This is a genomic window from Nitrospira sp. MA-1 (genome assembly GCA_032139905.1).
Taxonomy (GTDB): domain Bacteria; phylum Nitrospirota; class Nitrospiria; order Nitrospirales; family UBA8639; genus Nitrospira_E.
Genome location: JAQJDB010000007.1, coordinates 377,664 through 404,147, shown reverse-complemented (window position 1 = coordinate 404,147; position 26,484 = coordinate 377,664). Strand labels below are relative to the sequence as shown.

General features: G+C 50.4%; 20 protein-coding genes. 16 read left to right on the top strand and 4 right to left on the bottom strand.

From position 1 onward, the window contains the following. Positions 1 to 146 precede the first annotated feature (146 nt). The 3 genes from PJI16_14570 (at position 147) to PJI16_14560 (ending at position 4,249) form a co-directional block, all read left to right on the top strand. On the top strand, positions 147 to 926 hold the full coding sequence (locus tag PJI16_14570) for an SRPBCC family protein (protein MDT3778787.1): 780 nt from the start codon (positions 147 to 149) through the stop codon (positions 924 to 926). Between the two features lie 158 nt (positions 927 to 1,084). Continuing rightward, on the top strand, positions 1,085 to 2,278 hold the full coding sequence (locus tag PJI16_14565) for a glutathione-dependent formaldehyde dehydrogenase (protein MDT3778786.1): 1,194 nt from the start codon (positions 1,085 to 1,087) through the stop codon (positions 2,276 to 2,278). Between the two features lie 327 nt (positions 2,279 to 2,605). Then, positions 2,606 to 4,249, top strand: a complete 1,644-nt coding sequence (locus tag PJI16_14560; protein MDT3778785.1) for a VCBS repeat-containing protein — start codon at positions 2,606 to 2,608, stop codon at positions 4,247 to 4,249. A gap of 129 nt (positions 4,250 to 4,378) precedes the next feature. On the opposite strand, the gene PJI16_14555 is transcribed toward PJI16_14560, so the two are convergent. Next, a complete protein-coding gene (locus PJI16_14555) occupies positions 4,379 to 4,942 on the bottom strand; it encodes a redoxin domain-containing protein (protein ID MDT3778784.1) in 564 nt (187 codons plus the stop codon). Between the two features lie 273 nt (positions 4,943 to 5,215). Between PJI16_14555 and PJI16_14550 the strand changes: the two genes are divergently transcribed. The 4 genes from PJI16_14550 to PJI16_14535 all read left to right on the top strand — a co-directional run bounded on the left by PJI16_14550 (position 5,216) and on the right by PJI16_14535 (position 11,754). Next, complete coding sequence (locus PJI16_14550; GenBank protein ID MDT3778783.1) at positions 5,216 to 7,345, top strand: catalase; 2,130 nt, start codon at positions 5,216 to 5,218, stop codon at positions 7,343 to 7,345. Positions 7,346 to 7,706: 361 nt separating this feature from the next. Continuing rightward, a complete protein-coding gene (locus PJI16_14545; GenBank protein MDT3778782.1) occupies positions 7,707 to 9,449 on the top strand; it encodes an HAD hydrolase family protein in 1,743 nt (580 codons plus the stop codon). A gap of 627 nt (positions 9,450 to 10,076) precedes the next feature. Continuing rightward, complete coding sequence (locus tag PJI16_14540) at positions 10,077 to 10,661, top strand: hypothetical protein (protein MDT3778781.1); 585 nt, start codon at positions 10,077 to 10,079, stop codon at positions 10,659 to 10,661. A 214-nt stretch (positions 10,662 to 10,875) separates the two neighbouring features. Beyond that, positions 10,876 to 11,754: a hypothetical protein gene (locus PJI16_14535; protein MDT3778780.1), complete on the top strand. Its 879-nt coding sequence runs from the start codon at positions 10,876 to 10,878 to the stop codon at positions 11,752 to 11,754. Positions 11,755 to 12,527: 773 nt separating this feature from the next. Here PJI16_14535 and PJI16_14530 read toward each other — a convergent pair. Next, on the bottom strand, positions 12,528 to 12,875 hold the full coding sequence (locus tag PJI16_14530) for a BON domain-containing protein (GenBank protein ID MDT3778779.1): 348 nt from the start codon (positions 12,873 to 12,875) through the stop codon (positions 12,528 to 12,530). A gap of 160 nt (positions 12,876 to 13,035) precedes the next feature. Here PJI16_14530 and PJI16_14525 point away from each other — a divergent pair, with 160 nt between their 5' ends. The 9 genes from PJI16_14525 to PJI16_14485 all read left to right on the top strand — a co-directional run bounded on the left by PJI16_14525 (position 13,036) and on the right by PJI16_14485 (position 22,766). Further along, on the top strand, positions 13,036 to 17,013 hold the full coding sequence (locus PJI16_14525) for an AsmA family protein (GenBank protein MDT3778778.1): 3,978 nt from the start codon (positions 13,036 to 13,038) through the stop codon (positions 17,011 to 17,013). 175 nt (positions 17,014 to 17,188) lie between these two features. Further along, positions 17,189 to 18,004: a hypothetical protein gene (locus PJI16_14520; protein ID MDT3778777.1), complete on the top strand. Its 816-nt coding sequence runs from the start codon at positions 17,189 to 17,191 to the stop codon at positions 18,002 to 18,004. Beyond that, positions 17,977 to 18,336 (top strand): hypothetical protein, encoded by a 360-nt coding sequence (locus PJI16_14515; protein ID MDT3778776.1) that lies wholly within the window; start codon positions 17,977 to 17,979, stop codon positions 18,334 to 18,336. The genes PJI16_14520 and PJI16_14515 overlap by 28 nt, the downstream gene beginning before the upstream one ends. A gap of 388 nt (positions 18,337 to 18,724) precedes the next feature. Further along, on the top strand, positions 18,725 to 19,240 hold the full coding sequence (locus PJI16_14510) for a hypothetical protein (GenBank protein ID MDT3778775.1): 516 nt from the start codon (positions 18,725 to 18,727) through the stop codon (positions 19,238 to 19,240). 50 nt (positions 19,241 to 19,290) lie between these two features. Beyond that, positions 19,291 to 19,683 (top strand): phage holin family protein, encoded by a 393-nt coding sequence (locus tag PJI16_14505; protein MDT3778774.1) that lies wholly within the window; start codon positions 19,291 to 19,293, stop codon positions 19,681 to 19,683. Next, complete coding sequence (locus PJI16_14500) at positions 19,659 to 20,540, top strand: DUF3618 domain-containing protein (GenBank protein MDT3778773.1); 882 nt, start codon at positions 19,659 to 19,661, stop codon at positions 20,538 to 20,540. The genes PJI16_14505 and PJI16_14500 overlap by 25 nt, the downstream gene beginning before the upstream one ends. 100 nt (positions 20,541 to 20,640) lie before the next feature. Further along, entirely contained in the window at positions 20,641 to 21,660 is a 1,020-nt protein-coding gene (locus PJI16_14495; protein MDT3778772.1) for a YihY/virulence factor BrkB family protein, read from the top strand. Positions 21,661 to 21,748: 88 nt separating this feature from the next. Beyond that, complete coding sequence (locus PJI16_14490) at positions 21,749 to 22,357, top strand: hypothetical protein (protein ID MDT3778771.1); 609 nt, start codon at positions 21,749 to 21,751, stop codon at positions 22,355 to 22,357. Between the two features lie 115 nt (positions 22,358 to 22,472). Beyond that, positions 22,473 to 22,766: a plasmid stabilization protein gene (locus PJI16_14485; protein ID MDT3778770.1), complete on the top strand. Its 294-nt coding sequence runs from the start codon at positions 22,473 to 22,475 to the stop codon at positions 22,764 to 22,766. Positions 22,767 to 22,818: 52 nt separating this feature from the next. Here PJI16_14485 and ligD read toward each other — a convergent pair whose 3' ends face one another. Next, positions 22,819 to 25,443 (bottom strand): DNA ligase D, encoded by a 2,625-nt coding sequence (ligD, locus tag PJI16_14480; GenBank protein MDT3778769.1) that lies wholly within the window; start codon positions 25,441 to 25,443, stop codon positions 22,819 to 22,821. Between the two features lie 98 nt (positions 25,444 to 25,541). Then, entirely contained in the window at positions 25,542 to 26,402 is an 861-nt protein-coding gene (locus PJI16_14475) for a Ku protein (GenBank protein ID MDT3778768.1), read from the bottom strand. Between the last annotated feature and the right edge of the window lie 82 nt (positions 26,403 to 26,484).

The following is a 26,484-nucleotide window of genomic DNA, read 5'->3' as shown; positions in this document are numbered from 1 at the left end:
TGGTCTGTTTCTGGTTTATTTCCAGGGATATTACCAGTAACCGTGGAGCACGAGAGGGTATAAGTTAGTTCGTATGGTGATCCCGATGGCGTGAGGGCCAATCACCCGATTCTCTGGGCTGGAATAATTTGTATTGGAGATGTCATATGAAAAGCACGAATATCGGAGCTCTGGAGCAAATCCTTTCCTTAGGAATCGGCAGTGGTTTAATTGTTCATGGTCTAGGGCAAAAAACCAGGCGAGGTATTTTACCCCTGTTATTCGGGAGCGGGTTACTCATCCATGGCCTTACAAGCCATAGCCGCCTGTATGAGGCTATTGGCATTGACGAATTGCATGGATCTCATATACGGCATCCCCTGAATAGAACCGTTCATTTCCGAGGGTCCATTACGATCAATCGATCGCAGGAGGACCTCTATTCGTTTTGGCGGGATTTTAAAAATTTACCACGGTTCATGCAAAATATCGTTGCGGTCCAGGAACTCGACGAAAGACATTCCCGTTGGCAGGCACGTGGTCCCTTCAATAAAAATTTTTATTGGGAAGCCGAAATTCTTGAAGAACGTCAAAACGAACTCATCAAATGGCGGACAATTGAAATACATTCCAACCTTGAACACGAGGGAGTCTTGTCCCTGCGACGCGCTGTCGGAAACCGCGGAACCATTCTCTCCCTGGATTGTCGATGGACTCCGCCGGGAGGAATATTCGGCGCAGCAATGGCAAAGCTCCTTCCCGATGACCCTGCACGTCAGTTGAGTGAAGATCTTCGACGCTTTCGTCAATTAATGGAGGCCGGAGAAATTTCCCGAAACCAGCGGGCTTCAGTCGATCTTGACCATTCCGGGCTCGCGCGGAAGGCACGGGAAGTCGGCAACAAACCGGGCATCGTCGAGTCCGTGGGTACGGAGCAACCCCTCTAGTTGTCCATGCTGAGGCTCCGGGGGCATAAACTCTTTTTTTTGTCGACTTCACTTTTGAACAAGAAGGCAATTCCGGATCCGGAAAAAGTCGATTGTGTAGGCGTTTGCTCTTCTAAACAATACGTCAATCCCTGTTGAGGGCGGGAAGGAATCTTTACATGCGAGCAGTCTGTTGGAATGGAACACATGACGTCCGGATCGAACGCGTTCCCGACCCGGAAATTCTCAATCCCCGTGATGCGATCGTACGCGTCACTCTTACGGCTATCTGCGGCTCAGACCTCCACCTGTATGACGGATACATTCCGACCATGAAGGCCGGCGACATTCTCGGTCATGAGTTTATGGGAGAAATTGTCGAAATCGGAGCCGGCGTACAAAACCTACGAAAAGGCGATCGGGTCGTCGTCCCATTTAACATCGCATGTGGAAGGTGTTATTTTTGTACCGGCAAGATGTGGTCGTGCTGCGACAACTCCAACCCCAACGCATGGATGGCCGAGACGGCCTATGGACATTCCCCTGCCGGACTGTTCGGATATTCCCACATGCTCGGCGGGTATGCAGGAGGACAAGCCGAATATGTCCGTGTGCCCTTTGCGGATACGGGACCGCTCAAAATTCATAATGGTATGAGGGATGAGGAAGTGTTGTTCCTCTCCGATATCTTTCCCACGGGATATCAGGCAGCGGAAAACTGCGGGATTCGGGAAGGCGACACCATTGCCGTCTGGGGTTGTGGACCCGTGGGGCAATTCGCCATCCGAAGCGCCCTGATGCTAGGAGCGGAAAGGGTATTTGCCATTGATCATTTTCCCCAACGTCTGGACCTTGCGCGCCAGGGCCACCCCGGTCAATTTCATGAGGATGATCGAATAGAAACTATTAATTTTGACGAGGATGAAGTCTATGACCACCTCATGAGTGCGACCGGTGGACGAGGCCCTGATGCCTGCATTGACGCCGTAGGACTTGAATCTCACGGCACAACGGTAGACGCCCTTTTCGACCGGATCAAGGTGGCAAGTCTCCTCGCAACCGATCGCATTCATGTCCTTCGCCAGGCGGCACGAACCGTTCGCAAAAACGGCACGATCTCCATACCCGGTGTGTATGGCGGTTTTGCCGATAAATTTCCAATCGGCGCCATCTTCGGTAAAGGCATAACCATACGTTGCGGTCAGACTCATGTGCATAATTATATGCAGCCATTGCTTGAACGCATCGAAAAGGAAGAGATTCATCCGTCTTTTATCATCTCACACCGCTATAATCTTGATGAAGCTCCTGACGCGTATAAAAATTTTCGGTACCACCAAAATGAGTGCAGGAAAGTTGTTCTTTGCCCTTGAAGCTTGCCGGAATATAATCGGAATACTAAACGAAGGTTCGGTCATTACAACCCTGAATGTCTCCTTACAATAACAGATGAAGAAGATTATGAGGGATAGAGGAAATTTTCCACCCGCCTATTTCTTCTCTCTCTCCTGGAAGACCACCGGCCAGTCGCGCAAGTGGCGCATCCACATGAGCTCAAGACAGGCTGCAGGCTCGCTCTTTGCTAATCCCCCCTCAACCATGTTCCCCGTAAACTTTTAAAGGAGGTATCGTGAAATGGACAGCGCTCATCCCAAATGTGGTTTAACTCAAGGCGGAAAAAGAAAGGGGGATTTATGAAAATGAATACGTCTCGGACTAGCGGGTGGATAGTGGGCCTAGCGGCGGTGGTCTTGACCATGGGGACGACCTCTATGGCTCCGGCAGCTGGTTTTACCGCCTATAATGATCTGGCTTGGGGGACTGGGCAACTGGAAACGAATATCACGAAGTTCACTTCTCCGAATGGGGGCTCTGGCCTTCCTGCCACCGGCCTACTGAAAGATTTTGCTACCGGCCTGGATACGGACGTGACCATGACCGTGGCCGGCGGTCAATTTGTTGCCGGGGCCAATGATCTGCAAGGGGCAGACCCGACTACCGGTGATGCCTTTGCGATCTTTGATGGGAAGGTCAACGGGAAGGGCGTGCTTACCTATATCGATGATGTGAATAATTCCCTTGTGTTGACATTTAGCGGGCTAAACCCTGGCAAAACGTATAATCTGACCTTCTATGCTCATCGAAACAATAACGAGTGGGATCGAGCTTCCCTGGTAACTCTTTCCGGGCAGGACGCCTTTACGAATACGAGTTCCGTTGCGACTGATAATCCTAATGCGGGAACGTATCCTGGGGGTGTGCTGTTTACGGGGCCGACAAGTGCTTCTACAAGATTGCCAGCGGACAACGATAATGGCTATGTGGCCCAGTTTAGTGGCATTGATCCCGGTAGCGATGGGACGGTGGTGCTGACTATCAGTTTTGATGGAAGCGTAGGTGAGCAATATAAGGGAAAGTATGGCAGCGCGGTTCGGCTGATTGAGTCATCAGGTTCAGGTGGACAGGATTTGAATGGAGATGACAAAGCTGACCTTGTTTTTAGGAATACGAATGGTAATGCTGCAGTGTGGCTGTTGAATGGGGCAGCAGCGCCCCTGTCCATCGTCTCTCTCGGAGGGATAAGTGCCGAATGGGAGGTAGAGGGAGTAGGCGATACCGATGCCGATGGCAACGCGGACATTATCTGGCGCAATACCACTACGGGCGCGGTGGCGGTGTGGTTGATGAACGGAGGAACCCGGATTTCGGCGGGCTTTCCCGGCACAGCGTCGACCGCATGGTCTATTCAGGGAGTCGGGGATCTCAATGGGGACGGCAAGGCCGACCTGGTCTTTAGACACACGAATGGCAACGTGGCGGTCTGGTTGCTGAATGGGACCGCAACGCCCTCTTCTACCGGATCCTTAGGTGTGGTGAGCTCCGACTATCAGATTTCAGGGGTGGGTGATACCGATGCCGACGGCAATGCGGATATCATTTGGCGCAATACCACGAACGGCGCGGTGGCGGTGTGGTTGATGAATGGGTTGACCCGGACCTCTGTGGGCTTTCCCGGCACAGCGTCGACGGCGTGGACCATCCAGGGAGTCGGTGACCTGAATGGGGATGGCAAGGCCGATCTGGTCTTTAGAAACACGAATGGCAACGCGGCGGTCTGGTTGCTGAATGGGACCGCAACACCCTCTTCTACCGGCTCCTTAGGTGCGGTGAGCCCGGTCTGGCAGTTGAGACAAGTAGGCGACACGGATGCCGATGGCAACGCGGATATTATCTGGCGCAATACCTCGAGCGGCGCGGTGGCGGTGTGGTTGATGAACGGGGTGACCAGGACTTCCGTGGGCTTCCCCGGCACGGCGTCGACGGCTTGGGAAATTCAACCTTAGCTTGATACACCTGCCGAATAAAGGGCCTGCTATAGGTGACTCTCGCTTCTTTCACAAGCGAGAGTCACCTGGCTGGATGACGCAGATCCCTACTCCGGATGAAATGGTTGATCGACCTTGGTCTTTACATTAAATTTTCCCAACCAGATCCAACCCTGGCTTCAAGGTCTTATCGCCGGGGGACCAGCTGGCGGGACATACTTCGCCTTTTCCTTCTCTAACATGGACGGCAGCCTGGAGTTTTCGTAAGAGCTCCCGACCATTCCGTCCAATGCTATTATCGTGAATTTCTCCAACTTTGAGCACACCGTCCGGATCGATGAGAAAGCTCCCGCGTAACGATACCCCTTCATCCTCCAAATAGGTTCCGAAATCCCGGCTTAGGCGGCCCGTCGTATCAGCTACCATGGGAAACTGAATATTTTTTATGGCAGGCGAGGTATCGTGCCAGGCTTTATGCACAAAGACCGAATCGGTGCTGACGCTAAGAACCTCAGCCCCCAGTTTTTGAAATTCCGGATACAACTCTGCCAGTTCTTGCAATTCAGTTGGACAAATAAACGTGAAATCTCCCGGATAAAACACCAGCACCAGCCACTTTCCCTGACATTCCGACAGAGTCAGTGAACGAATTTGCTCTTTGTGGAAAGCCTGGTATGTGCCATCCGGGATCGTCTGTCCAATTTGCATCATCATGCTTTTCGACCTCCTTTATTGAAACGGGTTGAAATGTTTAACACAAGGGTTGCAGAGCAGATATTCGGGCGTGGGTATCTGAACTCCAATTCTCAAGTTACTTAAACAAATCTAATCCCCGGAATGCAAAAAACTTTCTGAAATTTCTCACCAGGGTTTCTTACAGTATAGCCTCTTCAATTGGTCCTATATGATAGGTAGGTTAGCGTCATATGTTGATCATATGTTTACTATTCATTACAAAATCATCAATAAAAAGGAGCGATTCGCATGGCCAAAAAGCAACCCACTCAATCTTCTCCTACTTCCACCCGTAAAACTGCGAAATACGCAGACCAAACTGTCGAGATCGGTACAGGAGGGGAGGTCCATCAGACAAGCGGAAAAACCAATCCGGTATTAACTACTCAGCAGGGCATTCCCGTCGCGGATGACCAAAACTCGCTGAAAATCGGAGAGCGGGGTCCAACCGCATTGGAAGACTTTCACTTTCGGGAGAAGATGTTTCATTTTGACCATGAACGGATCCCAGAACGGGTTGTGCATGCCCGCGGGTTCGGAGCTCATGGGTATTTTGAAAACTACGAATCCCTGGCAGATGTCACCAGAGCCGACCTCTTTCAACGAGCACGTGATAAAACACCGGCATTCGTCCGGTTTTCTACCGTAGCCGGCAATAAGGGCTCCTTCGATTTGGCAAGAGACGTCAGGGGATTTGCCGTAAAGCTGTATACTAAAGAGGGAAATTGGGATCTTGTCGGCAATAATATGCCCGTCTTCTTTATTCAGGACGCCATGAAATTTCCAGACCTCGTTCACGCAGCCAAAGCGGAACCGGATCGTGGATTTCCCCAGGCGCAAACCGCGCATGATAACTTTTGGGACTTTATCTCTCTGACTCCCGAAAGTATGCATATGATCATGTGGACCATGTCCGACAGGGCTATCCCCCGCTCCTTTCGTTTCATGGAAGGGTTTGGCGTTCATACATTCCGGCTGATCAATGGCCAGGGAAAATCGACGTTCGTGAAATTTCACTGGAAACCCAAATTGGGGATGCAATCGGTGGTGTGGAACGAAGCCGTAAAAATTAATGGAGCCGACCCGGACTTCCATCGCCGGGATTTATGGAGTGCCATTCAGCAGGGTGATTATCCGGAATGGGAACTGGGCCTTCAGCTTTTTGATGATAATTTTGCTGAACAATTCAATTTTGATGTGCTCGATGCGACCAAACTCATTCCGGAAGAAATCCTACCAATTCGACGCGTGGGCCGGCTCGTTCTGGATCGCTGTGTGGACAATTTCTTTGCTGAGACCGAACAGGTCGCCTTTTGTACGCAAAACATTGTGCCGGGCATCGATTTTTCAAATGACCCCTTATTACAAGGGCGGAACTTTTCCTACCTCGACACGCAGCTCAAACGGCTTGGCAGTCCGAATTTCACTCACATCCCCATCAACGCTCCCAAATGTCCGTTCAGTCATTTTCAACAGGACGGCCATATGGCCATGCAGAATCCGAAAGGCCGTGCCAACTATGAACCAAATTCCTGGCCCGGGGAAGCGGGAGGTCCCAGGGAATCCCCGGAGAAGGGATTTACCTCATATCCTGCAGATGAGGAAGGGCCAAAAGTACGGGTTCGGTCAGAAACTTTTGCCGATCATTACAGCCAGGCCCGACAATTTTATATTAGCCAGACCGAAGTGGAACAAACCCACATCGCGAATGCCTTAGTCTTTGAATTAAGCAAAGTGGAACATCCTGAAATCCGGACTCGTATGGTTTCTCATCTGCTGAATATTCACCAGGATTTGGCTAAACAAGTGGCCAAGGGTCTGCGCCTGAAGGACATGCCTAAGCCTGCGGATGCGGCAAAACCTACACGAGAGGACCTTGAGCCATCACCCGCGCTCAGCATTCTTCTCAATAGTCCCAATACCTTTAAAGGGCGAAAGCTTGGAGTGCTCATCACCGACGGAGTCGATATAAAAATATTTAAATCACTCAAAGCCGCCGTCAAGTCGGAAGGGGCGATGATGGAGATTGTGGCCCCCGGCGTGGGGGGAGTAGAAGCCAGCGACGGAACGTGGATTGAAGCGGCCCAAAAAATTGATGGTGGGCCCTCGGTGCTGTATGACGCAGTGGCACTTTTACCTTCCGAAGAAGGAGCGCTGGCCTTGGCCAAGGTTCCTGCCGCCAGAGATTTTGTGGCAGATGCCTTTGCTCACATGAAGTTTATTGGTTACGTGGAAGCCGTTACTCCTCTGTTTCAGAAGGCCGGAGTGCAGGAGAGTCAAGACGCTGGTTTCATTGCCCTTGATAAGGGGAAGGGATCAAGTCAATTTCTTGAAACGTGCCGAAAGCTTCGTTTCTGGGATCGCGCCGTTCCTTCATAACAGGTCAGAACCCGGATTTATGAAATCCAAACGGAGTCTATGGGGGAAGGCGTTCCTCGGCACTTCCCCCACAATAACGGTTCACGATGAATTAAAGGAAAAGGGAAGATTCAGCTGAGAGGTCGTTCTACCTCCGGATCGATACAAGAGAATGGATTATGACCTCATAATAAGCGCCATCGGAAATAATCGTGCGGAGAAGTGAAGGGGAATATTTTAGGCGCACTCCCGTTTGGCTGCAGAAAATTGAGACACAATGCCAAACAAATGTCGACCAGGTTCGTGCAACAATTTATTTGTCTAATCAACTGCACGGAATAGTTTACCAAAAAGTTATTTCATTTTTACCAGAGACAATTCCATGAGATATTTAGCGCTGGCTACCGATTATGACGGCACTCTTGCCCTTCATGGGCGCGTTCACGAATCGACCATTCGAAGTCTTGAAAAACTCCTAACCACTAATCGAAAGCTTCTTCTGGTCACAGGCCGGGAACTGGATGATCTACTGAATGTATTTCCTCACCCTTATTTATTTGATTGGATTGTCGCGGAGAATGGGCTTTTGTTGTACAAACCTTCTTCCAAAGAAACGATCACACTGGCGGATATGCCGTCTGAAGATTTCATCATGCGGCTTCGTTCCCGGGGCATTCCCATTTCAGTCGGACGAAATATCGTCTCCACCGTCCGGCCGCATGAAACTGTCGTATTGGAAGTGGTCCGTGATCTCGGACTGGATATCCAACTGATATTCAATAAAGAAGCCGTCATGATGCTTCCCGCCGGATTCAGTAAAGCGACCGGCCTGGAAAAAGCGCTACGCAAAATGGGCCTATCACCACACAATGTCGCCGGAATTGGCGATGCCGAGAATGACCTGCCCTTTCTAGGAATGGTGGAATGCTCCGCAGCAGTCGGCAATGCCCTCCCGGCCATCAAAGACCGCGCCGATATCGTGACTGAAGGAGAGCACGGAGACGGAGTAGTGGAGTTTATCCGGCAACTTCTGGCTGACGACTTACAATCAATTGACCCGTCCCTACACCGACATTACGTGGTGCTGGGATCCACAGAGACGGAGCAGGAAGTCCAGATCAGTCCGTATGGTCCGAACCTCCTCCTGGTCGGTTCATCGGGAAGCGGAAAATCCACGCTCTCAACCGGCATCATTGAACGTCTCACAGATAAGCATTATCAATGCTGCATTATCGATCCTGAAGGCGATTATGAATCGTTAGAACAGGCTGTGGTCCTGGGTGACATGAATCACATCCCCAACACAAAGGAAGTCATCAATATTCTGGAAAATCCGGATACGAACCTCGTCATCAATCTGGTGGGTCTGCCGATACAGGAACGTCCTTCTTTTTTTCAAAACATCTTTAAGGATCTTCAGGATTTCAGAGCACGAACCGGGCGCCCCCATTGGATTGTACTGGATGAGACTCATCATCTGATGCCGGCAGAATGGGATACGCCTTTCCCCACCCCATCACCACATACCCTGCTGATGATCACGGTGCATCCCGATCAAATGGCTGCCGACGCCCTTGCCGCTATTGATTGTGTCGTGGTGATTGGCAAATCTCCAGGCGAGCGATTGGAGGCTTTCACCAATTCGGTGGGGGAATCCCTGCCTTCCTTCGAGGACCATCCTCTCCAACCGGGGGAGGCGATATTCTGGAAACGGTCCGGTGGGACTCTGCCGGTTCGATTCCGGATACACCCCAATAGGGGCGAGCGGAGGCGCCATCGTCGAAAGTACGCGGAAGGAGAATTAGGCCCTGATCGCAGCTTTTACTTTCAAGGTCCGGAAAGAAAACTGAACCTTCGAGCTCAAAATCTGATGCTCTTTCTTCAACTGGCAGAAGGACTGGATCCTGAAACGTGGATGTATCATTTGAAGCGGCATGATTATTCATCCTGGGCTCAGGATTGCATTAAAGATAAAACGCTGGCCGCCGAGATTCGGGAAATAGAATCCACTGAATCGCTAGAACATGGGCAAAGTCTGGCTCATATCAAATCCGCCATTGAATCCCGGTATGTCCTCTCTCCACATCCTTCCTCCCCACCTCCTCCTTCCCCCTTATCTACTTAGTTTTCTAATTCCCTCAAAACACAATGTGCCACGGCTGGAAGTCATTCACCACGCACACATTCTTCACTCACGTATTTTCATTAATAGTGACAAACCCTCCCGCCAGCCTGTGGTTCTGGATGTTCTGAGCGGTACAGGAAGGAGTTCTTCCCCCTGACTGAATAGGGATTTCAACGTTAGGGGTAAATATCACCTGTTCAGGGGTTTTTACTAGTTAGCCGTCTCCTTCATTTTCTTCATAATACCTTTAGTGTCATGAAAGTTTTTTATATTTTTTTGTGAAGCCATCGCATTCAACAGGGGGGCAAGAATCATGAAAGTATTACAAACAGTGCTTGGAGTATTTGTGGTGATCTTCCAATTGTTAGAGGTCATTAGCATGGTAAGCCGATTCGCCTTAGTAGTCTGAAACGAAAATTTGAAATCGGGGACGAAGCTATACCTTTAATCAGAGCTTCGCCCCATTTTCAATTAAAGAAAAAAATGAAAGGTTACTCGAACTTTTATGAGTAAACTCCCTCTTTTCATCCCTATCGATCAAAATGCCGAGTTTTTACAATATTCGACCTTAAAATCCCAAACCAAAGGGCGAGACAATTTCATCACCTTAATGAAGGGGTTGCTATCATGAACAATTTCGCATCAATACTTTCGGTTCACACATTTTCCAGTCTCCTGCTGGTTTCAGGCATGATGCTTCTGCCAGGAACCGCCATGGCCGATGAAGGTATGGGTACGACTTCTTCGGCAATGGGGTCAGAAGGCTCGGTGCCGGAGGTACAGTCAACCCCTAGTTCTGGCGCTGACGTGCAATGGAGCGACCAGCTAAAAATTGAGCGGGATCTAGCTAAGAAGAGCCGTGATCAAGCTCAAAATGATCGAGACACGGCCAAAGAGACACGCGACCAGGCTTTCCAAGCCAGCAAGAGCCAGAATACCCCCTCGGGCACAAAATCTATTCAAGGACAAAGTCGTAGTGCTCAGACAGGTGAGCAGAGTCACGACCAAGAAGTCGCCAGCCTTATCCAGGAGAGAGACAAGTACCTGAAGGAGCGCGATGCCCTCCAACAGGAGACAGCCACTATTCGAAAAGAGCGTGATCGGGCCATGCGCTCCGGCGGTTCTGGGTTCGAGGCGGTTGATCGTACTCTGGATGCTGTGGATCGAACACTCGATGCCGTTGATCGTCTTCCAATAACACCCAGACAATAAAATTCTCCGCCGCCAGGGACGGATTATTATACGGAGCCATACATTCAGTTCTCATTAAATGACCTTGCAGAACGTTGCGGGGATTTATGAGCCAAATAGAATTCTCCTGGATCTTGAGCTTAAAAGTTTTTTGTGTGGCTGGTTTTCGGACTTCTGCATAATCATTTTGCATGGGGCCCGGCAACCGGCCGCAAAATGATCGAAAGGGTCAACGATGCAACATCCCATGAAAGACCACTCCGGATGGAAACCAAGTCTGCTCTTGTTTTCATGTTTGTCATTTGCTGTGTGCGTCGCACCCGTTTGCGCCGGTGAACAGAATCCCGTTCAGACGAATAACAGTCAGGCAAACAAGCAGTCCAACGACAATCAAAACCAGGAAGGCGCCAAGGAAAAACTGAATACGTTACTTCCGAGCCATCGTATGATTACCGGCGTTGTGGAAGGAGTGGCAGCGGATCAAGCTAAAGTCAATTCCGGGGATTCCGGAGAAATAAGTCCTAGATATCTTTCCCTTGAACGAGCGAAAGAAAAAGGATTCACGCTGAAGCAGGGCGATAAGGTGAACATTGTGGTAAACGCCAGGAATCACGTTGTCGATTATCACCTCTCGAAAGAGAAAGGCCAGAGTTACCACAAAGTCATCAAAGGCAGACTTGCGCAACCGCTGAAGGTCGGACAGGACCATGCGGTGATTAAAACCGAAGAGAGCAAAGAACAATCGTTTCCGGTACGCCCCCTGGCCAGAAGTGAGGTCGCGGCTATTCCATTGGATACAGATGGACTTTTTCTCATCGATGAAACAAATAAAATTGCGAGTGCGACGTTGACTAATGACGTGATTGCCGAAGACGATTGGGCGCGTTCCACCGCCTATAATGTGTACCGCCATATTCAAGGAGTGGTACAGAACGAGCCGAAGAACCTTTCATTGACTATTCAAACAAAAGACAAGGAATCTCTCACGTTACCTGTCTGGGACTATTTACAAGAGAATATGACAAATATTTCCAAGGGCACCCCGGTCACAGTATTGGTAGATAGTGATGATAAAATCGTCGATATTGCCCATCTCCCTCAAAGCGAGAAATAATTACCCGCAGGGTAATGCTTAGAGAATGAAAGCCGATTTTCCGTCCCTTTTCACAATAGCTCCTTAAGGCGTTTGGAGAGGTAAGGCGACGGAACATTTTTGAGTGAAGAAAGTCAGTGTTCGGCACGGAAAGGCTCAAAGCCTTTAACTAATTTTTGAATTTCAACGGGTGTGGTGAGGCCCTCAAACCAATTTAAATTAACCTCGAGGTGCACCTCAAAGCCAAAATTAAGAAAGGGGACGAAACCTATACCCTCATTTCTACAAAAAAGGCAGGCCAATCTTCATGCACTCTCAATCACAATCGGGGGGAATGCATTCGGAACAACCTACTACATCACAGGGTCAAACCTCTCAACAGGACGGGACATTCACGAAAACAGTTCGCTGTGAAGTAAAAAATAATGCGGGAAATGTCTATTACGTCCCAGACCCCTCAGGGAAAGAAGTCCGGCTTCGCTTCGATCAACGGACAACCAAGGGGATATTCTAAAGGGAGGTACCATTGAGGTATTGGTGACGACGGAAAAAGAATATCACGTCATTTCCGCCGAGGCATCCGGAAGCGAATAGGCGTTGGCACTTTTCCTTCGAATTTTTTTGGTAATGGCGTCTGTTCTCGTTCACCACGTCCCGAGATCTGTGATCATGGATCCAGACAATCACCCAGGCCGATGAAATGCAAATCGGCAAGGAGGCGTTTATTCATAGAAGTTAAGAGGGCACATGGGTAATTAGAACAAAAAATTCCATACCTTCTCCAACAAGTGATGTCATTTAACTTGAAGATGATTTATGACCGATTGGACCCCTCCAACACGACCGGCGGCTCTCTCTGCCGCCTGCCGGTGGGACTCTTTTTCAACGAATCCCCCCAAAGTCACTACGCCATTTTGGACTTTGACATCAATAGGAGCGGCGTTCAAACCGGCTTCTTGAACCAACGCCACTTTAACCTCAGCGGCCATCTGCTCATTCCGGTCGGAAACCTCTGCGTCTGCACCGAGATGAGTGCCGCATCCGGCCGCATTAAATGTGAGGAACAGCACACACACAAATGTGATAGGACACCATAAATTTCGGCAGGAAGGTTTTCGTGACCGGTCCATAAGTAGACGCATGGAAGAAAGGTTTATCATAGTGAACCTTTTAACGGCTATAAGGTTATTCGGGCCTTCCGGCCATCCACGATCAGGCATTTTAAGAACCTTACTTTACTTCACAACCTATTCCCATAGGAATACTGGTGACATCACTGTGAAGTGAGCGGGAAAATAGTCTATGTGGATTCGTAGAATTCTGCTCTCGATTGTTGGACTGGCTTTCATCCTTGTCATCCTGGTGGCCGTGGGTATTGCCGCGCTGAACTCTCAATGGTTTCTCCATTTGGCTGAATCCAAGGCAACGGAATTTGCTGGTCGCCAAGTCAAGATTGGCGCATTGGCCTTGGACTTCGGCCGAATCTCTCGATTACGAGTCGAGAATCTATCAATCGCGAACCCATCATGGGCATCAGATCTCTCCCTCGCATCCGTTAATCGGTTAGAGGTGGGGATCGACATTCTCCCGCTCTTGAAGGGTGACCTGGTCATTCCTGACGTGCAGGCGACGGCGCCAGTAATCCATCTCGAACGATCTGGTCGGGGAACAACCAATTGGTCAATAGCGGATGAAGGAAATTCCTCCAACAGTAACCAACCCACTGAAGAGTCGGGCGAAGCGGACCCGGCTCTCAATCTGCCTCGTATTGAATCTGTGACAGTCAACGGCGGGCGCCTCACCTATCTGGATCCGCAGCATGATATTTTTCTTGCCCTTTCGATCTTTGGAACCAAGGGAAAACCACCTACGGACCAAGAGCGTCTTATTGCTGAAGGTGGAGGACATGTCGCTGGAGACCCAGTGACAATCGGACTGTCCGCAGGAACGGAATCGCCGCAGCCACCCTCACCGGAAAATCCCATCCAGGTAGGATTAAAGATTAGCACCGTCGAAACCAATCTGGCCATTGAAGGGACTGTTGATGCGTTGCTCACACCCGAGACGGCAAATCTGGATTTCCAATTGGAAGGACAAAATCTTTCAAGATGGAATGAGTTATTAGCCATTGAACTCCCTGCCCTCCCCGGATATCAACTGACCGGGGCTCTTGCCCTGGCGGATGACATCTGGTCGATTGATCCCATGAAAGCGATTGTCGCAAACAGCGATCTTGCGGGAACGATTCGAGTGATATCGGAAGCCGATCCTATTCGCATAGAAGGAGATCTCCATTCGTCACGGCTGGATGTGGCTCAACTGCAGGGATTTATGCCTCAACAACAAGATAGCGATCCCTTAGCGGTCAAGGCAGGGAATCTTCTGGATGTGATCGCCCATGCCGGCTGGGAGGCCGGCCTCACCTACCGTGCCGATGTGATTGCCACCGGTGAAATGCCCGTTCACCATGTCAACATCGTCATGCGCCTGCAAGATGACATGCTCACAATCGAATCATTATCCGGAGACGTGGCCGGGACCCATCTCACGATCGGGACACAGGTTTCCGTGAAAGGAAGGACGGCGGAAAGTCGCCTGTCCTTGCAAGCTGAAAACCTGAAATCGACTGATGGAAGAGACGACGAAGTCATCCCCGAATCCGGGACGAATCCCAGAGAAGGATTTCCCGGAACCGTCGGAGTGGAATTGGCCATGAATATTCACACGATTCGTGGATCGGATCAGGGGAAGGATTTACGGGAATCCTCCGGCCGGCCAGATTCTATTCATTCCGTTGAATGGAGCACACTCGATATCGAGAATGTTGATATCCGGTATGATGATCCCTTCTTAAACACGCACGTCCAGATGCAGATCGGTGAAAATAGCCCGGAGAGATTGATCGTCAAAGCTAAAGGTCTGTATCGAAACGAACGCATTGACATGACCGTGACGGCTCCTGCAATGAAAACGTTTGCTAATCTCCCTCCTGACAGTCAATCCCGGAAACATCTGTCGGCCGACATCAAACTGGCAGACACCACGGCTTCGCTTTCTGCCATGGTCGAACCTGTGTGGCCGCCCATCTGGCTAGACATTGCCTTCTCCATGAGCAGTGAGTCTCCGGATACCCTTGCCGCCATATTCGATGTTGAACTTCCTGCCTTAGACCGATTGGCCCTCAACGGATCACTCTCCAGACGGACACACCTCTGGAATCTCCAAAAATTTTCCGCCATCATCGGTGAGAGCGACATCTCCGGACAAGCCTCCATCGATTTGTCTGACGAATTGAACTTCAAGGGGGAACTGCAGTCGAATACCCTGAATGTTGCATCGCTGATGCCGGAAAACGGGAAGGACACCCCGACGGCACAAGCCATAACATCAGTTCCTGAATCTTCGGAGCAGGATACTTTCCAACGCCATTCGCCGGAGAGGCTTCTCCCACCCTGGCTGAACAAACTCCAGGGCGTACTCGGCCTACAGGTCGAACACCTGGTATTGCCCGGCGCGACACTCAAGGATGTGACGGTTCGAACAACTCTCGACAATGGACTCCTTCGCATTTCGCCCATGAACATTCACCTTGGCGGTGGCGTCATCAAAACAACAGCACAACTGGACCTCGGCAACCCATCATGGTCAGGTCATCTTCAGACCGACATCCGGGAAGTTAATCTCAACAAGGCTATGCAGACCCTGGGCCGCGAGTCCGGAGAATTGGGTCAGGTCAACGGCCGTCTCGCTCTGAGTCTTCCCGCGGCCCGTCAGACCGCGAAACATCCTCTCAATACCGACGCCTTACTCGATCGATTGCGCATCGATGAAATGCATCTGCGTTACGACGATCCAGCGTTACAGGCAAAGACGGATTTGCGCCTCATGGCAGATAGTGTCGCATCCGGAATTCAAGTCACGGGCACGGTTGAATATCGAGAAAACCCTGTAGAGGTGTCCATCACAACGGGTTCCATACGCCAGGCCTTGCAAGACTATGGCGCAATGCCGGTGGACGCGACTTTTACAACACAAGAAACCACCCTTAGGCTTGAAGGCAATGTTGGTGAGTTGTTTCCGGTAGCGAAATTTAAGGGGACAGTCGGGATGAAAGGTCCTGATCCCGCTCGTCTGGGCGAAGCTATCGGCATTCCTCTTCCGCACCTTCCACCCTACCGATTAAGCGCACGAGTTCATCGCGAGCAAGAGGCTGAGAGCCAACAGAGTTTTAACTTGAGTGACCTAGACGGCACCATCGGCGACAGTGACGTTGCAGGAACATTACGTGTGACGACCGGCGGGGAGCATCCGATGATATTTGCGCGATTGGAGACACGTACACTCGACCTGGATGACCTGGCCGGCCTCATCGGCGCATCTCGGGATCCGGACGAGTCAGCTTCACCGGAACAGGAAGCTCAAGCTGAGGCAGCCGAAAAGCGTAAGACCCTCTTGCCGAACAAACCTATCGACTTCACTCAACTCCGTAAATTAGACGCGGATGTAGAATATCGCGCCAAAGGAGTCAAGGCACCCGATCTCCCCCTGAATGATTTTTCACTGAATGTGGTTATTCAGGACGGACACATGCAGATGGATCGGCTGGATTTTGGCGTGGCCACGGGGACAGTGGCCATGCAACTTGAGGTCAATGCCCATGAATCACCAGCACAAGGCAAGCTTCATAGTCATTTCGATCACATCAATTTAAGTCAATTGCTTGCCCGCTTCGAGGTGGCGAATGATTCTTTTGGCGATATCGGAGGACGTGCCACACTTTGGATGCAAGGAGAATCCCTGGCGAATTGGTTCGCCTCGGCCGACGGGGGTCTTTACCTAACGATGACCGGAGGGAAAATCGATGCTTTGTTGGTGGAATTGGCCGGATTAGACTTCACCGAATCAGCGGCGGTATTCCTGAGCACGGATACGCGTGTCAAGATAGAATGCGCCTACACCGACATGCAGGCCCGCAGTGGTATTGTGACCATCCACCCATTCTTACTGGATACCAAAGACACCAAATTCAAAGGTCACGGATCGATCGATCTTCGTCAGGAAAAGATGAATCTGACCATAGAGCCCTATCCCCAGGATTTCACCATCCTGAGTTCACGCGGCCCCTTGCACGTCATGGGCACATTTTCAAAGCCGGAATTTTCAGTCGAACCTTCTTTTCCCTCTCCTGAGTTGGGAATGGCTGACGATAGCGCCCGCTGTACGGGCATGGTTGACGCGCTTAGGAACGCCAGAAAGGAGCAACTGGCAGAGAACAACTGATTTTTCCGTGGTATTCACCACCTGCAAAACCTGCCGGTAAAGAGTGATACTTCCGTGTCAGGTAGGGAAGAGAAAGGACTTCAGGGAAATTAACAGGTTTCTGCTCAAATTTTACGTGTTACGTTGAAACGACAACCGTGCAGCCCCCACCTCTTGGACCATCGAAAGGGTGACCATGTCAAACACGACTCACGATCTACGGGATCTTCTTGAACAGAAGGAAAGTCCATGCGTGTCCTTGTTCATGCCGACCCATCCCGCCGGACCGGAAACACGACAGGACCCGATACGCCTGAAAAACCTTCTCAAAGAGACGGAACAGCAATTGAGGGAACAGGGCATAAGGAGCGCAGACGCTCGAACCTGGTTGGAACCACTCTTGAAACTCCTGGAGGATGAGCAATTCTGGAGACATCAGGATGAGGGACTGGCCATGTACGTGGCGAAGGATTTTCACCGGGTTTTTCGTCTGCCTCTCAGTCTCCCTGAACTCACGATGGTGGAATCCCGGTTTTATCTGAAGCCCATCCTGCCCGTGTTCATGTATGGAGGAACGTTTTATCTTCTCGCGCTTAGTCAGAACCATATCCGGTTCTTCCAGGGCTCACAGGATGGATTGCAGGAATTGTTCATACCAAACATTCCCCTCAGTATGGAGGAAGCCAATCAAACGGCAGCCGGCGAGCAATCCTTGCAATGGCATACCAAAGCTCCCATTGCCGGCGACCAGCGGGCCGCCATGTTTCATGGACAGGGCGGTGGGGATGACGAAGCAAAATCCCGCATATCCCAATTTTTCCAACAGGTGGCAAAGGGTCTACACGAATTCATTCACGATGGGCAGGCCCCGTTATATCTTACGGGCGTGGAATATTTGATTCCGATTTACAAAGACGTCAATACTTACCCTCATATTAAAGAAGATGGGGTCACGGGTAATGCTGATGAAAAAACCTTCATGAATTGCACCGGCAGATTTGGCCGGTCGTGAAAGCGGATGCCGATCACGGCATAGAAGAGGCCAAGATCAAGTGTGAAGAGTTTTTGGGTACGACCAAAGCTTCCCATGATCTCAAAACCGTGGTTTTAGCAGCCCACGAGGGAAAAGTCCAAACATTATTCGTCGCCCGGAACATCCAACAATGGGGGCGCATCGACCTTATGCATAACCTTGTGGAAACGGACCCGACAAAGTCCGCCGAATCACTGGAAATCCTGGACTTTGCGGTGGTGCAAACGTTAATTAAAAAAGGCATGGTTTATGCCCTCCCTCAGGAAAAGATGCCAGGCCGTACGTCCTTGGCAGCCATTTTTCTTTATTAATTCCGCCGTTTCATGGTCAATTTGTTGAGGGGACACCTCTAGGTTCTGGCGGGCACCAAATAAAAGAAAAACCGGTGGGGTTTTGAATTAGCCGTTCAGTCTGCTTTCTGAAATACCTATCACAAGATCAACCTGGATCTTTGCCCCTGTGGCCGTATTCCCGCAGAGTCCGCAGGAGTCTTCCCAATCCTCCGCCGGGGGTGCTGGAGGCGTACCCCGATCCAGCCGAAATACCCTGGCATGGGTGCCCTCGATATTTCGCGGAAATTAAGGGTTGTTGACAGTTCACGACATCCTCCCTTTTGTTTATAAGTAGTCAGCACGGCTGGAGATGCCAGTTGGAATTTATCATTCGAGGGAATTTTCTTTTCATTGGAAGGAGACCGTAATGGCAAATGACATGAAGGAAAAAGCGCAAGAGATCGGGAAACAAGTTCAGGAAAAAGCAAGTGAGGTAGGAGAGCAGGTTCGTGCGCAGGGTTCCGAATTGGCGAGCCAGGCACAAGGCAAAGTTAAGAGCACGCTGGAGACACAGAAACAGAAGGGAGTAGGAGAACTCAGCGGGCTGATCGAAGCCGTGCGTCAAACGAGTCAAACTCTGCGGGATCAGCATAAGGATAGCGTCGCCCAATATGCGGATCGGGCGGCGGAGCAAATGGATCGCATGGTGCAATATTTCGATTCCCGTGATGTCGGAGAATTGCTGAACGAGACTGAAATGTTTGCCCGCCGCCATCCGGAAGCGTTTTTAGGGGGGGCTTTTATGTTGGGGCTTGTCGCCGGAAGATTTTTAAAGAGTTCCCGAGATCGAAGGATTGACGAATCTTCATCCTATGGACGGCAGGAATCGTTCCGGAGGGAAGAACCCTCGGCGACAACTACTCCTGCCGCGCCAACCATGTAAAGGGGAAATCCTCTTTTTCACATCAATGAGACCATAAGAAGGAGTATGTTATGAATTTATATCAGGAAGAACGACCACTTAGTGATCTCTTCCGTGACCTGGTGAACGAAACAAAAATCCTCATTCAGCAGGAACTGCAGCTTTTGAAGCTGGAAATGTCCCAAAAGGCCAAACAGGCAGGAAAAGATGTGGGATTTATTGCAGTAGGTGGAGCGCTGGCCTATGCCGGATTACTGGTTCTTTTAGGTGCGGCCACTCTCGCCCTGGCATTAATCATACCCGCCTGGGCTTCGGCGCTGATTGTTGGACTAACCGTTGTGGGGATCGGCTACGCATTGATTCACAAAGGAATCAGCGATCTGAAAACCATGGATCCTGCTCCGCAAAAAACCATAGACAGTTTAAAGGAGACCAAACAGTGGACGACCAACGTACTCAATTAAATGCACTGGAATCGAAAAAGATTGAAGATCCTGCCCGGCTTCGCGAACAAATTCGAGTAACGAGGGCGGAATTGGATGGGACGGTTCATACACTTCAAGAACGTCTGTCCCCGGAAACTATCAAGGAACAGGTCAAAACCGCAGCTATGGATAAAGTCGAAACGGTAAAAGAAAATGCCCGTGTGAAGGTGAACCAATGGCAATCCATCCTGGTGGAACGGGTCCTGAACAACCCTCTACCTGCCGCCCTTATTGGCGTGGGTCTCCTATGGATGATGAAGCAGGCCGGCACTTCCTCATCAGCCAGAGGCAGATTTGGAAGGGACCGATATGGCGATGAGTACTCCCTTGATCCCTATGAAGAGTGGCCGGATTATGCTCCCGAAAGCGAAGCCGGGCGGATTCCCCGTCAACGATCCCGGCGGGGAAGATCCCCCCTGGACGCCATTAAGGCAAGAGCACAGACCTCGGGGCAACAGGCACGGGAACAGATTTCAGAATGGACAGACCAGGCACAAGAATCATTGGAAGATTGGAAAGAAAAGGCATCCCACCGGTCAGATGAAATCCAAGAGCGCACACGCGAGGGTGGCGAACGTATGAAGGATGAATTGTTCCGCTATATGCAGGAGAGCCCTCTGACCATCGGAGCCGTAACTTTAGCCATGGGGACAGCTATCGGCCTTTCCCTGCCCCGGTCTGAAAAGGAAGATCAATGGATGGGGGAAACCCGCGACCGGTTGCTGGAGGAAGCGAAAGCAACTGCCAGGGAGATCATGCCGAAGGCCAAAGAAGCCGCTGCTGAGGCGCAGCGGGTTGCGGCAGAGACCATCAAAGAACAGGTCGGCATGAATTGAAGGAGGAGCACCGCATAAAGAGTTGCATAAGCCGGTGCGCCAAAGGACAGTTTTAATATTTTTCCTGTCGGACCACATTTTTACAACACGAGGCTAGATTATGTCCCGAGACAACACAGCTGAACAGAAGTCCGGCACAAGAGGCCGAAATGCTACTCAGCCCAGTCAAATCCCCAATGCGGGATGGTGGGACATCCTCCTGCGCCTGAAGGATCAGATCTCACAGGATAACGTTTCGATTGTCGCCGCAGGAGTGGCGTTTTATGCCGTCCTCGCGCTCTTTCCGGCGCTGGCCGCCATTGTCTCGCTGTATGGACTGTTTACCGAGGCCTCTGATATCCAGCAACAGATTACTTCTCTGAGTTCCTTTCTTCCGCATGACACCCAAACTCTTATCCAAGAGCAGCTGACAACTATTTCAACCAGCGGGGAATCGGCTTTAAGTTTTGGAGCGATCGGGGGATTGTTCTTTGCGATTTGGAGTGCGTCCAAAGGCATGGCTGCTATGATCACGTCCCTGAACATTGCCTACAATGAAGAAGAAGAACGGAGTTTCATCAAGGTTACCGCGCTGGCATTAGGATTAACGGTTGGAGGTTTAATTTTCGTCATTCTGACTCTTTTTCTCATTACCCTGCTGCCGGCAGTATTGCACGCGCTGGGATTCGGCCAGAAAATGCAAACGGCCCTCTCTCTCATTCGTTGGCCGCTCCTGGCCATGATCGTCATGGGAGGATTGGCCATCCTGTACCGGTATGCGCCCTGCCGGAATTACCCGAGATGGCAATGGGTGTCATGGGGAGCCGGAATCGCCACATTGATGTGGATAGTGGGATCGTCGGCCTTTGCTATCTATGCGAATGATTACAGCAGTTACAACCAGACGTACGGGTCACTCGGCGCGGCAGTCATTCTGCTGATGTGGTTCTGGTTGACCGCATTCATCGTCATGGTCGGAGCCGAAATTAATTCGGAAATGGAACGACAGACGCGGGCTGACACGACGGAGGGTGAACCCGAACCGATGGGCCAACGCCAAGCCTACTCGGCAGATACTCTGGGTCGGACAGCTGAAACCCACCCTTCTTCGCCACGTTCCTCAGCACGTTTGGGTCAATGAGGGTTTTTGACAGTTGTGCGTATTTGCCTTTCGCTTTACCTTGACAGTTCACTTCAGTTCATTTTTCTCACACACAAGGGGTCGTGTTATGAATCCTATATGGAAATTTGCCGCTCCGACGTTTGTCCTTACCCTGGGTTTCGTCGCCACCCTTCATGCTGCCAGCGATCAGATGCAACAACCATCGGACCAAACCAGTCAACAACAGAATCAGATGGCAACGGTGAAAGGCACGGTGGAAAAAGTCGAAGGCGACGTGTTTACCATCAAAAATGATAAAGGCGAGACAATCCGGCTTCACCTAGGTGAGAAGGCATTTCAAGGGAAACAGCCCAAAGAAGGTGACAAAATTCAAGCCAAGATCCCCCAGGGGGAAGAAACGTATGATGTGGTTTCCGTCAAGAAGGATGGGGATTCCACTGCAGCTTCCGCACAACAAGGCGGAGGATCCATGCAAGCGCAATCTTCTTCTCAATCATCATCCTCACAGGAACAATTCACAAGAACTATTCAAGGAGAAATTTCCGAAGTTGATGGAAATGTGTATTACGTCCGGGATAATTCCGGCAAAGAAATCCGTCTGCGGCTGGACCAATCTGCCAAACAATCAGGCGAATTGAAGAAGGGCGATAAAGTTGAAGCGTTGGTGACACAGAAAAAAGAATTTCACGTCATCTCGGCTGAACCCATACAATAACCTGACCGGCGCACCTTCCAGATGGGGATTTCCTGAAGGAGATCCCGTCCGGATATTCGGTTTCTGTGGCACCATTGACGAAATCCCTGGCTCTGTCAAAAACAAGGAGGGTCTCATGCCACGAGGAGACAAATCCAAATACACCGGAAAACAAAAACGTCAGGCGCAAAAAATTGAAGAAGGATATGAAAAGCGAGGCGTATCGGAGGACGAAGCGGAACGACGTGCATGGGCTACCGTGAATAAAATGACCGGTGGAGGAAAGAAACCAGGGGGATCCGGTCGGGGAAAAGGAATGAACACAGCTCCGGCTAAAAAAGGCGGAAAAGCCTCGGCCTCACGATCGGCCTCCGCCAAATCCGCCTCTGCCAGGAAGGCCGCTGAGACGCGTGCCCGAAAGAAAAAATGAACGGCATCGGAGAGGTCCCCTTCACGCAAGCGCATGAATTCGTTTTTGGAAATTAGATAAGGGATCGAGAGAGTGTCTGCCGAAGATCAAAAAATCCCTTCCAGGGATCGGCCCTCAGATTTTGAAGGCGTTGAGGGAGAGTGGTGAGAGTAAAGACCTGGGATCCGGAGATAGAAAAGAGTTCATCCCAATTCACCGGGGTTGACACAGGCGCTCCGGGGAGAGCTCGAGTGCCATAGGTGGCAATAGAAGTGGCCCCGAAACTGTTACGAAGATAATCAATAAATATTTTCCCTTTTCGTTTGGCTTTGCTCATCGTGGCCACAAATCCCGAGGGATGCGTCCGGGCGGTTTCCATCGCCAGTCTCCGAGTATACTGCTTCAACTGGTCCCACGTGGCACGGCGCGTCAAGGGGGCCACGACATGTAATCCCTTTCCTCCCGAGGTTTTCACAAAACTTTCTATACCATCCCCCGAGAGCCGTTTTTTTAACACATGGGCTCCTTCAACCAGCTGTTCCCATTTCACCCCTGGACCGGGGTCCAGGTCGAGGACCAGGCGATCAGGTCGATCCGTTCGATCCTTCCGGCATCCCCACGGATGAATTTCCAATACGCCCATTTGCACCAAAGCGATTAGCCCTTTCACATCGTCAATTACCAGATAAGTGTTCTTTGTTTTCGTTTCTTTTTCCCGGATCAGAATGCGGTGCACGGAATCCGGAAGAGATCCCGAGGCATGTTTTTGATAGAAACATTTTTTTTGAGAACCCTCAGGACACCGCACCAGGGTCAGCGGCCGGCCGGCCACATGAGGCAACACCCACTTGGCGATCTGTTGATAAAATTCCGCCAGATTCCGTTTCGTGATGCCCTGCTGAGGATACAGGATCCTTTCAGGATGCGTAAGCGCCAGCGCCGGCTTTTCCGTAGAGATATCGGGCGAGGCCTTGGATCGCCGGTTGGAAGGTTTGAGTGGTTCGGAAAGAATATTGTTCACAGGGTGTGGAGTCTCTTTAATAATTTCTTTTGCCGGTTTATCTTCACGGAGACCGACAAACGAAGGATGGCGCAATATGCCGTCGCGTGTCCATTCAAAAAATTCTACCTCGGCAACAAGCTCGGGATGTACCCAATGCACCTCCCGAATGTTTCTGTCCGAAGGCAGCCGGGCAAATGGAGGATGGGACTGAGCTCGCTTGGCCAGAAGCGCATAAATACGTGAAAGGCGTTGGTGGGTAAAACCGGTGCCCACCCGGCCAGCATATTGTAAGTGTCCCTCCTTATCATAATAGCCCAATAGCAGTGCTCCGAAAAATTTTCTGGATCCTGAAGGGTTGGTATACCCGCCGATGACAAATTCCTGCCGGTGATGACACTTGACTTTAACCCAATGCTTGGAACGGGCTTGCCGATAGGGGCTCATGGCATTTTTGCTGATGATCCCTTCCAAGGCCCGTCGACAGGCCTGTTCGAATGTTCGTTCTCCCTGACCCTGAATATGATCGCTGTAACGGACGTGAGCGGCCGCTTTCTCCGGAAAAGCTTTGATGAATTCCCATAACAGTTCTTTGCGCTTGATGAGCGGGGTCCGACACAGGTTATACCCTTCGCAGTAGGGTAGATCGAACACAAAGTAGACCAGAGGGTCGGAGGCTTCACCCTTCAAGACATTTTGCAAGGCCTGAAAATCGGAGGTGCCGTTCGATCGGAGTACGACGACCTCCCCGTCAAGGATACCCTGTTGAACCGGCAATGCCTTCAGCGCTCCGGCAATGTCGGGAAATTTTTTTGTCCAATCCTTACCGTTTCGGGTCAACAGGCGAATTCTTCCATTTTTAACCATGCTGACAATACGATACCCATCGAACTTGATCTCGTGCAGCCAATCCTCCCCTTCAGGTGAAGTTTTGAACAAAGTCGCCAACTGAGGATGAAAGGTTGCGGGTTGGGAAGAGGACACGGCGGAAGGAAGGTCTGACGGATCAGGGACACGGGAAGTTCCGGAAATCATATTTTTTCGTGAAGGAGTACGGGAGGAACGGCTTTTGGTTGAACGGTTGTTTTTCGGCTCCCGTTGGGAAGCCGGGTTCTTCCTTCTTTTTTCTTGATTCACCCCGGCAATCTCTTCCAATGATCGTCCGGTGGCAACACTCCCGGGGGCCATGTCAATAATATCGGAATGTTTCCCTCGGAGGGCTTCCGAATCCTTTTCTTTAATCAGCAACCAGTTTTTTTCTTCTTTGGCTTTTGCCCCTCCCATCCGAACCAGGCTCCATCCCCCTTTCAGCTTTTGGCCTTTTAACAGAAATTTCATTCGTCCCCGGTCGTAGGAATACTGGGGATCTCCTTGAGGTACCCATTGCCCGCGATCCCATACCATGACCGTCCCTCCGCCATATTCTTCTTTGGGAATGGTTCCTTCGAATGATCCATATTCGACGGGGTGATCCTCAACATGAACGGCCAGACGCTTGAGGGAAGGGAATAAACTGGGACCTTTCGGAACGGCCCAACTTTTTAACACCCCGTCCAGCTCAAGCCTGAAATCGTAATGCAACCGGCTTGCCGCATGTTTATGGACAACAAACGAAGAGCTCTTTTTCCGGAAGGCCGTCCCATGGGGTTCCGGGGTTTTCTCAAAGTGACGTTTACCTTGATATTCCTTTAATCCCATGTTTGTGACTTCCTGTGAGCAGCCTTGAGTGTCTTAGTTCTGAAAAACCGAAACAAAGACCCTTCTACTCAGTCAGGCCGGCAATTCATGATGGTATGTTAACTGGCCTTACGGGATTTTCGAGGGGAGGCGGATTTGCGTTTTTTGGCTCGGACGGAGGGTTGGGCCTTTTGAACGCTTTTCTTTAATAATGACATGATATCAACCACTTTTCCTGAACCTGTTTTCTCTTCTTTTGCGACAGGGGGGACGGATGTTCGTGACCGGGAACTTTTCGATTTCTTTTCGATCCATTTCAACAAGGCATCACGGTAATCATCATGGTAGCGCTGGGGTTCCCACTTGGTGCTCATGGATTCCACTAACTGTTGGGCCAAAGTCAATTCTTTTTCTGAAATTTTGTAGGATTTCACATTCCCTTCCGGCACATCCAATTCTTTTACATCGCGGATTTCTTGATGAAATCGCAGAAGCTCCAGCACCAGAACATGTCCTTGAGGAATCAGAGCGGCTAAATACTGGCGTGTTCGGATAACGACTTTGGCAATACCGATTTTTCCGCTCCGACGGAGCACTTCCCGTAACAGCACATATACTTTTTCACCCTTTTTATCGGGAACAAGATAATAGGGCTTATCAAAATACTCGTAGCCGATATCTTTTCCGTTGACAAAACTTTCGATTTCAACGGATTTATTTACTTCAATGGCAACTTTTTCAAAATCAGCATCATTTAAAAGAACATACCGGCCCTCTTCATATTCAAACCCTTTCACAATGTCCTGCCATGGAACCTCTTCACCCGTCTCCTCGTTCACACGTTCATACCGGACTCTGGCGTTATTCCGGCTATCCAACAACCGAAAATGCAAGTCAAATTGTTTTTCCGCTGAATGAACGACAACAGGAATTGTGACAAGACCAAAGGTAATGTGCCCTTTCCAAATTGGCCTGGTCATATAATGAATCCTTTCCCTGCCCTGTCGTCCATTTCAGAAATAAAATACGCTGATGTCCCCTCTACTACCCTTCAACATTATT

What these genes read in the sequence shown, in the direction of transcription:
- PJI16_14540 (MDT3778781.1), top strand. Translation starts at nt 10,077, where the DNA reads ATGAACAATTTCGCATCAATACTTTCGGTTCACACATTTTCCAGTCTC.
- PJI16_14510 (MDT3778775.1), top strand. Translation starts at nt 18,725, where the DNA reads ATGGCAAATGACATGAAGGAAAAAGCGCAAGAGATCGGGAAACAAGTT.
- PJI16_14520 (MDT3778777.1), top strand. Translation starts at nt 17,189, where the DNA reads ATGTCAAACACGACTCACGATCTACGGGATCTTCTTGAACAGAAGGAA.
- PJI16_14570 (MDT3778787.1), top strand. Translation starts at nt 147, where the DNA reads ATGAAAAGCACGAATATCGGAGCTCTGGAGCAAATCCTTTCCTTAGGA.
- PJI16_14565 (MDT3778786.1), top strand. Translation starts at nt 1,085, where the DNA reads ATGCGAGCAGTCTGTTGGAATGGAACACATGACGTCCGGATCGAACGC.
- PJI16_14545 (MDT3778782.1), top strand. Translation starts at nt 7,707, where the DNA reads ATGAGATATTTAGCGCTGGCTACCGATTATGACGGCACTCTTGCCCTT.
- PJI16_14475 (MDT3778768.1), bottom strand. Translation starts at nt 26,402, where the DNA reads ATGACCAGGCCAATTTGGAAAGGGCACATTACCTTTGGTCTTGTCACA.
- PJI16_14550 (MDT3778783.1), top strand. Translation starts at nt 5,216, where the DNA reads ATGGCCAAAAAGCAACCCACTCAATCTTCTCCTACTTCCACCCGTAAA.
- PJI16_14535 (MDT3778780.1), top strand. Translation starts at nt 10,876, where the DNA reads ATGCAACATCCCATGAAAGACCACTCCGGATGGAAACCAAGTCTGCTC.
- PJI16_14505 (MDT3778774.1), top strand. Translation starts at nt 19,291, where the DNA reads ATGAATTTATATCAGGAAGAACGACCACTTAGTGATCTCTTCCGTGAC.
- PJI16_14485 (MDT3778770.1), top strand. Translation starts at nt 22,473, where the DNA reads ATGCCACGAGGAGACAAATCCAAATACACCGGAAAACAAAAACGTCAG.
- PJI16_14560 (MDT3778785.1), top strand. Translation starts at nt 2,606, where the DNA reads ATGAATACGTCTCGGACTAGCGGGTGGATAGTGGGCCTAGCGGCGGTG.
- PJI16_14490 (MDT3778771.1), top strand. Translation starts at nt 21,749, where the DNA reads ATGAATCCTATATGGAAATTTGCCGCTCCGACGTTTGTCCTTACCCTG.
- PJI16_14495 (MDT3778772.1), top strand. Translation starts at nt 20,641, where the DNA reads ATGTCCCGAGACAACACAGCTGAACAGAAGTCCGGCACAAGAGGCCGA.
- PJI16_14525 (MDT3778778.1), top strand. Translation starts at nt 13,036, where the DNA reads ATGTGGATTCGTAGAATTCTGCTCTCGATTGTTGGACTGGCTTTCATC.
- PJI16_14530 (MDT3778779.1), bottom strand. Translation starts at nt 12,875, where the DNA reads ATGCGTCTACTTATGGACCGGTCACGAAAACCTTCCTGCCGAAATTTA.
- ligD (MDT3778769.1), bottom strand. Translation starts at nt 25,443, where the DNA reads ATGGGATTAAAGGAATATCAAGGTAAACGTCACTTTGAGAAAACCCCG.
- PJI16_14555 (MDT3778784.1), bottom strand. Translation starts at nt 4,942, where the DNA reads ATGATGCAAATTGGACAGACGATCCCGGATGGCACATACCAGGCTTTC.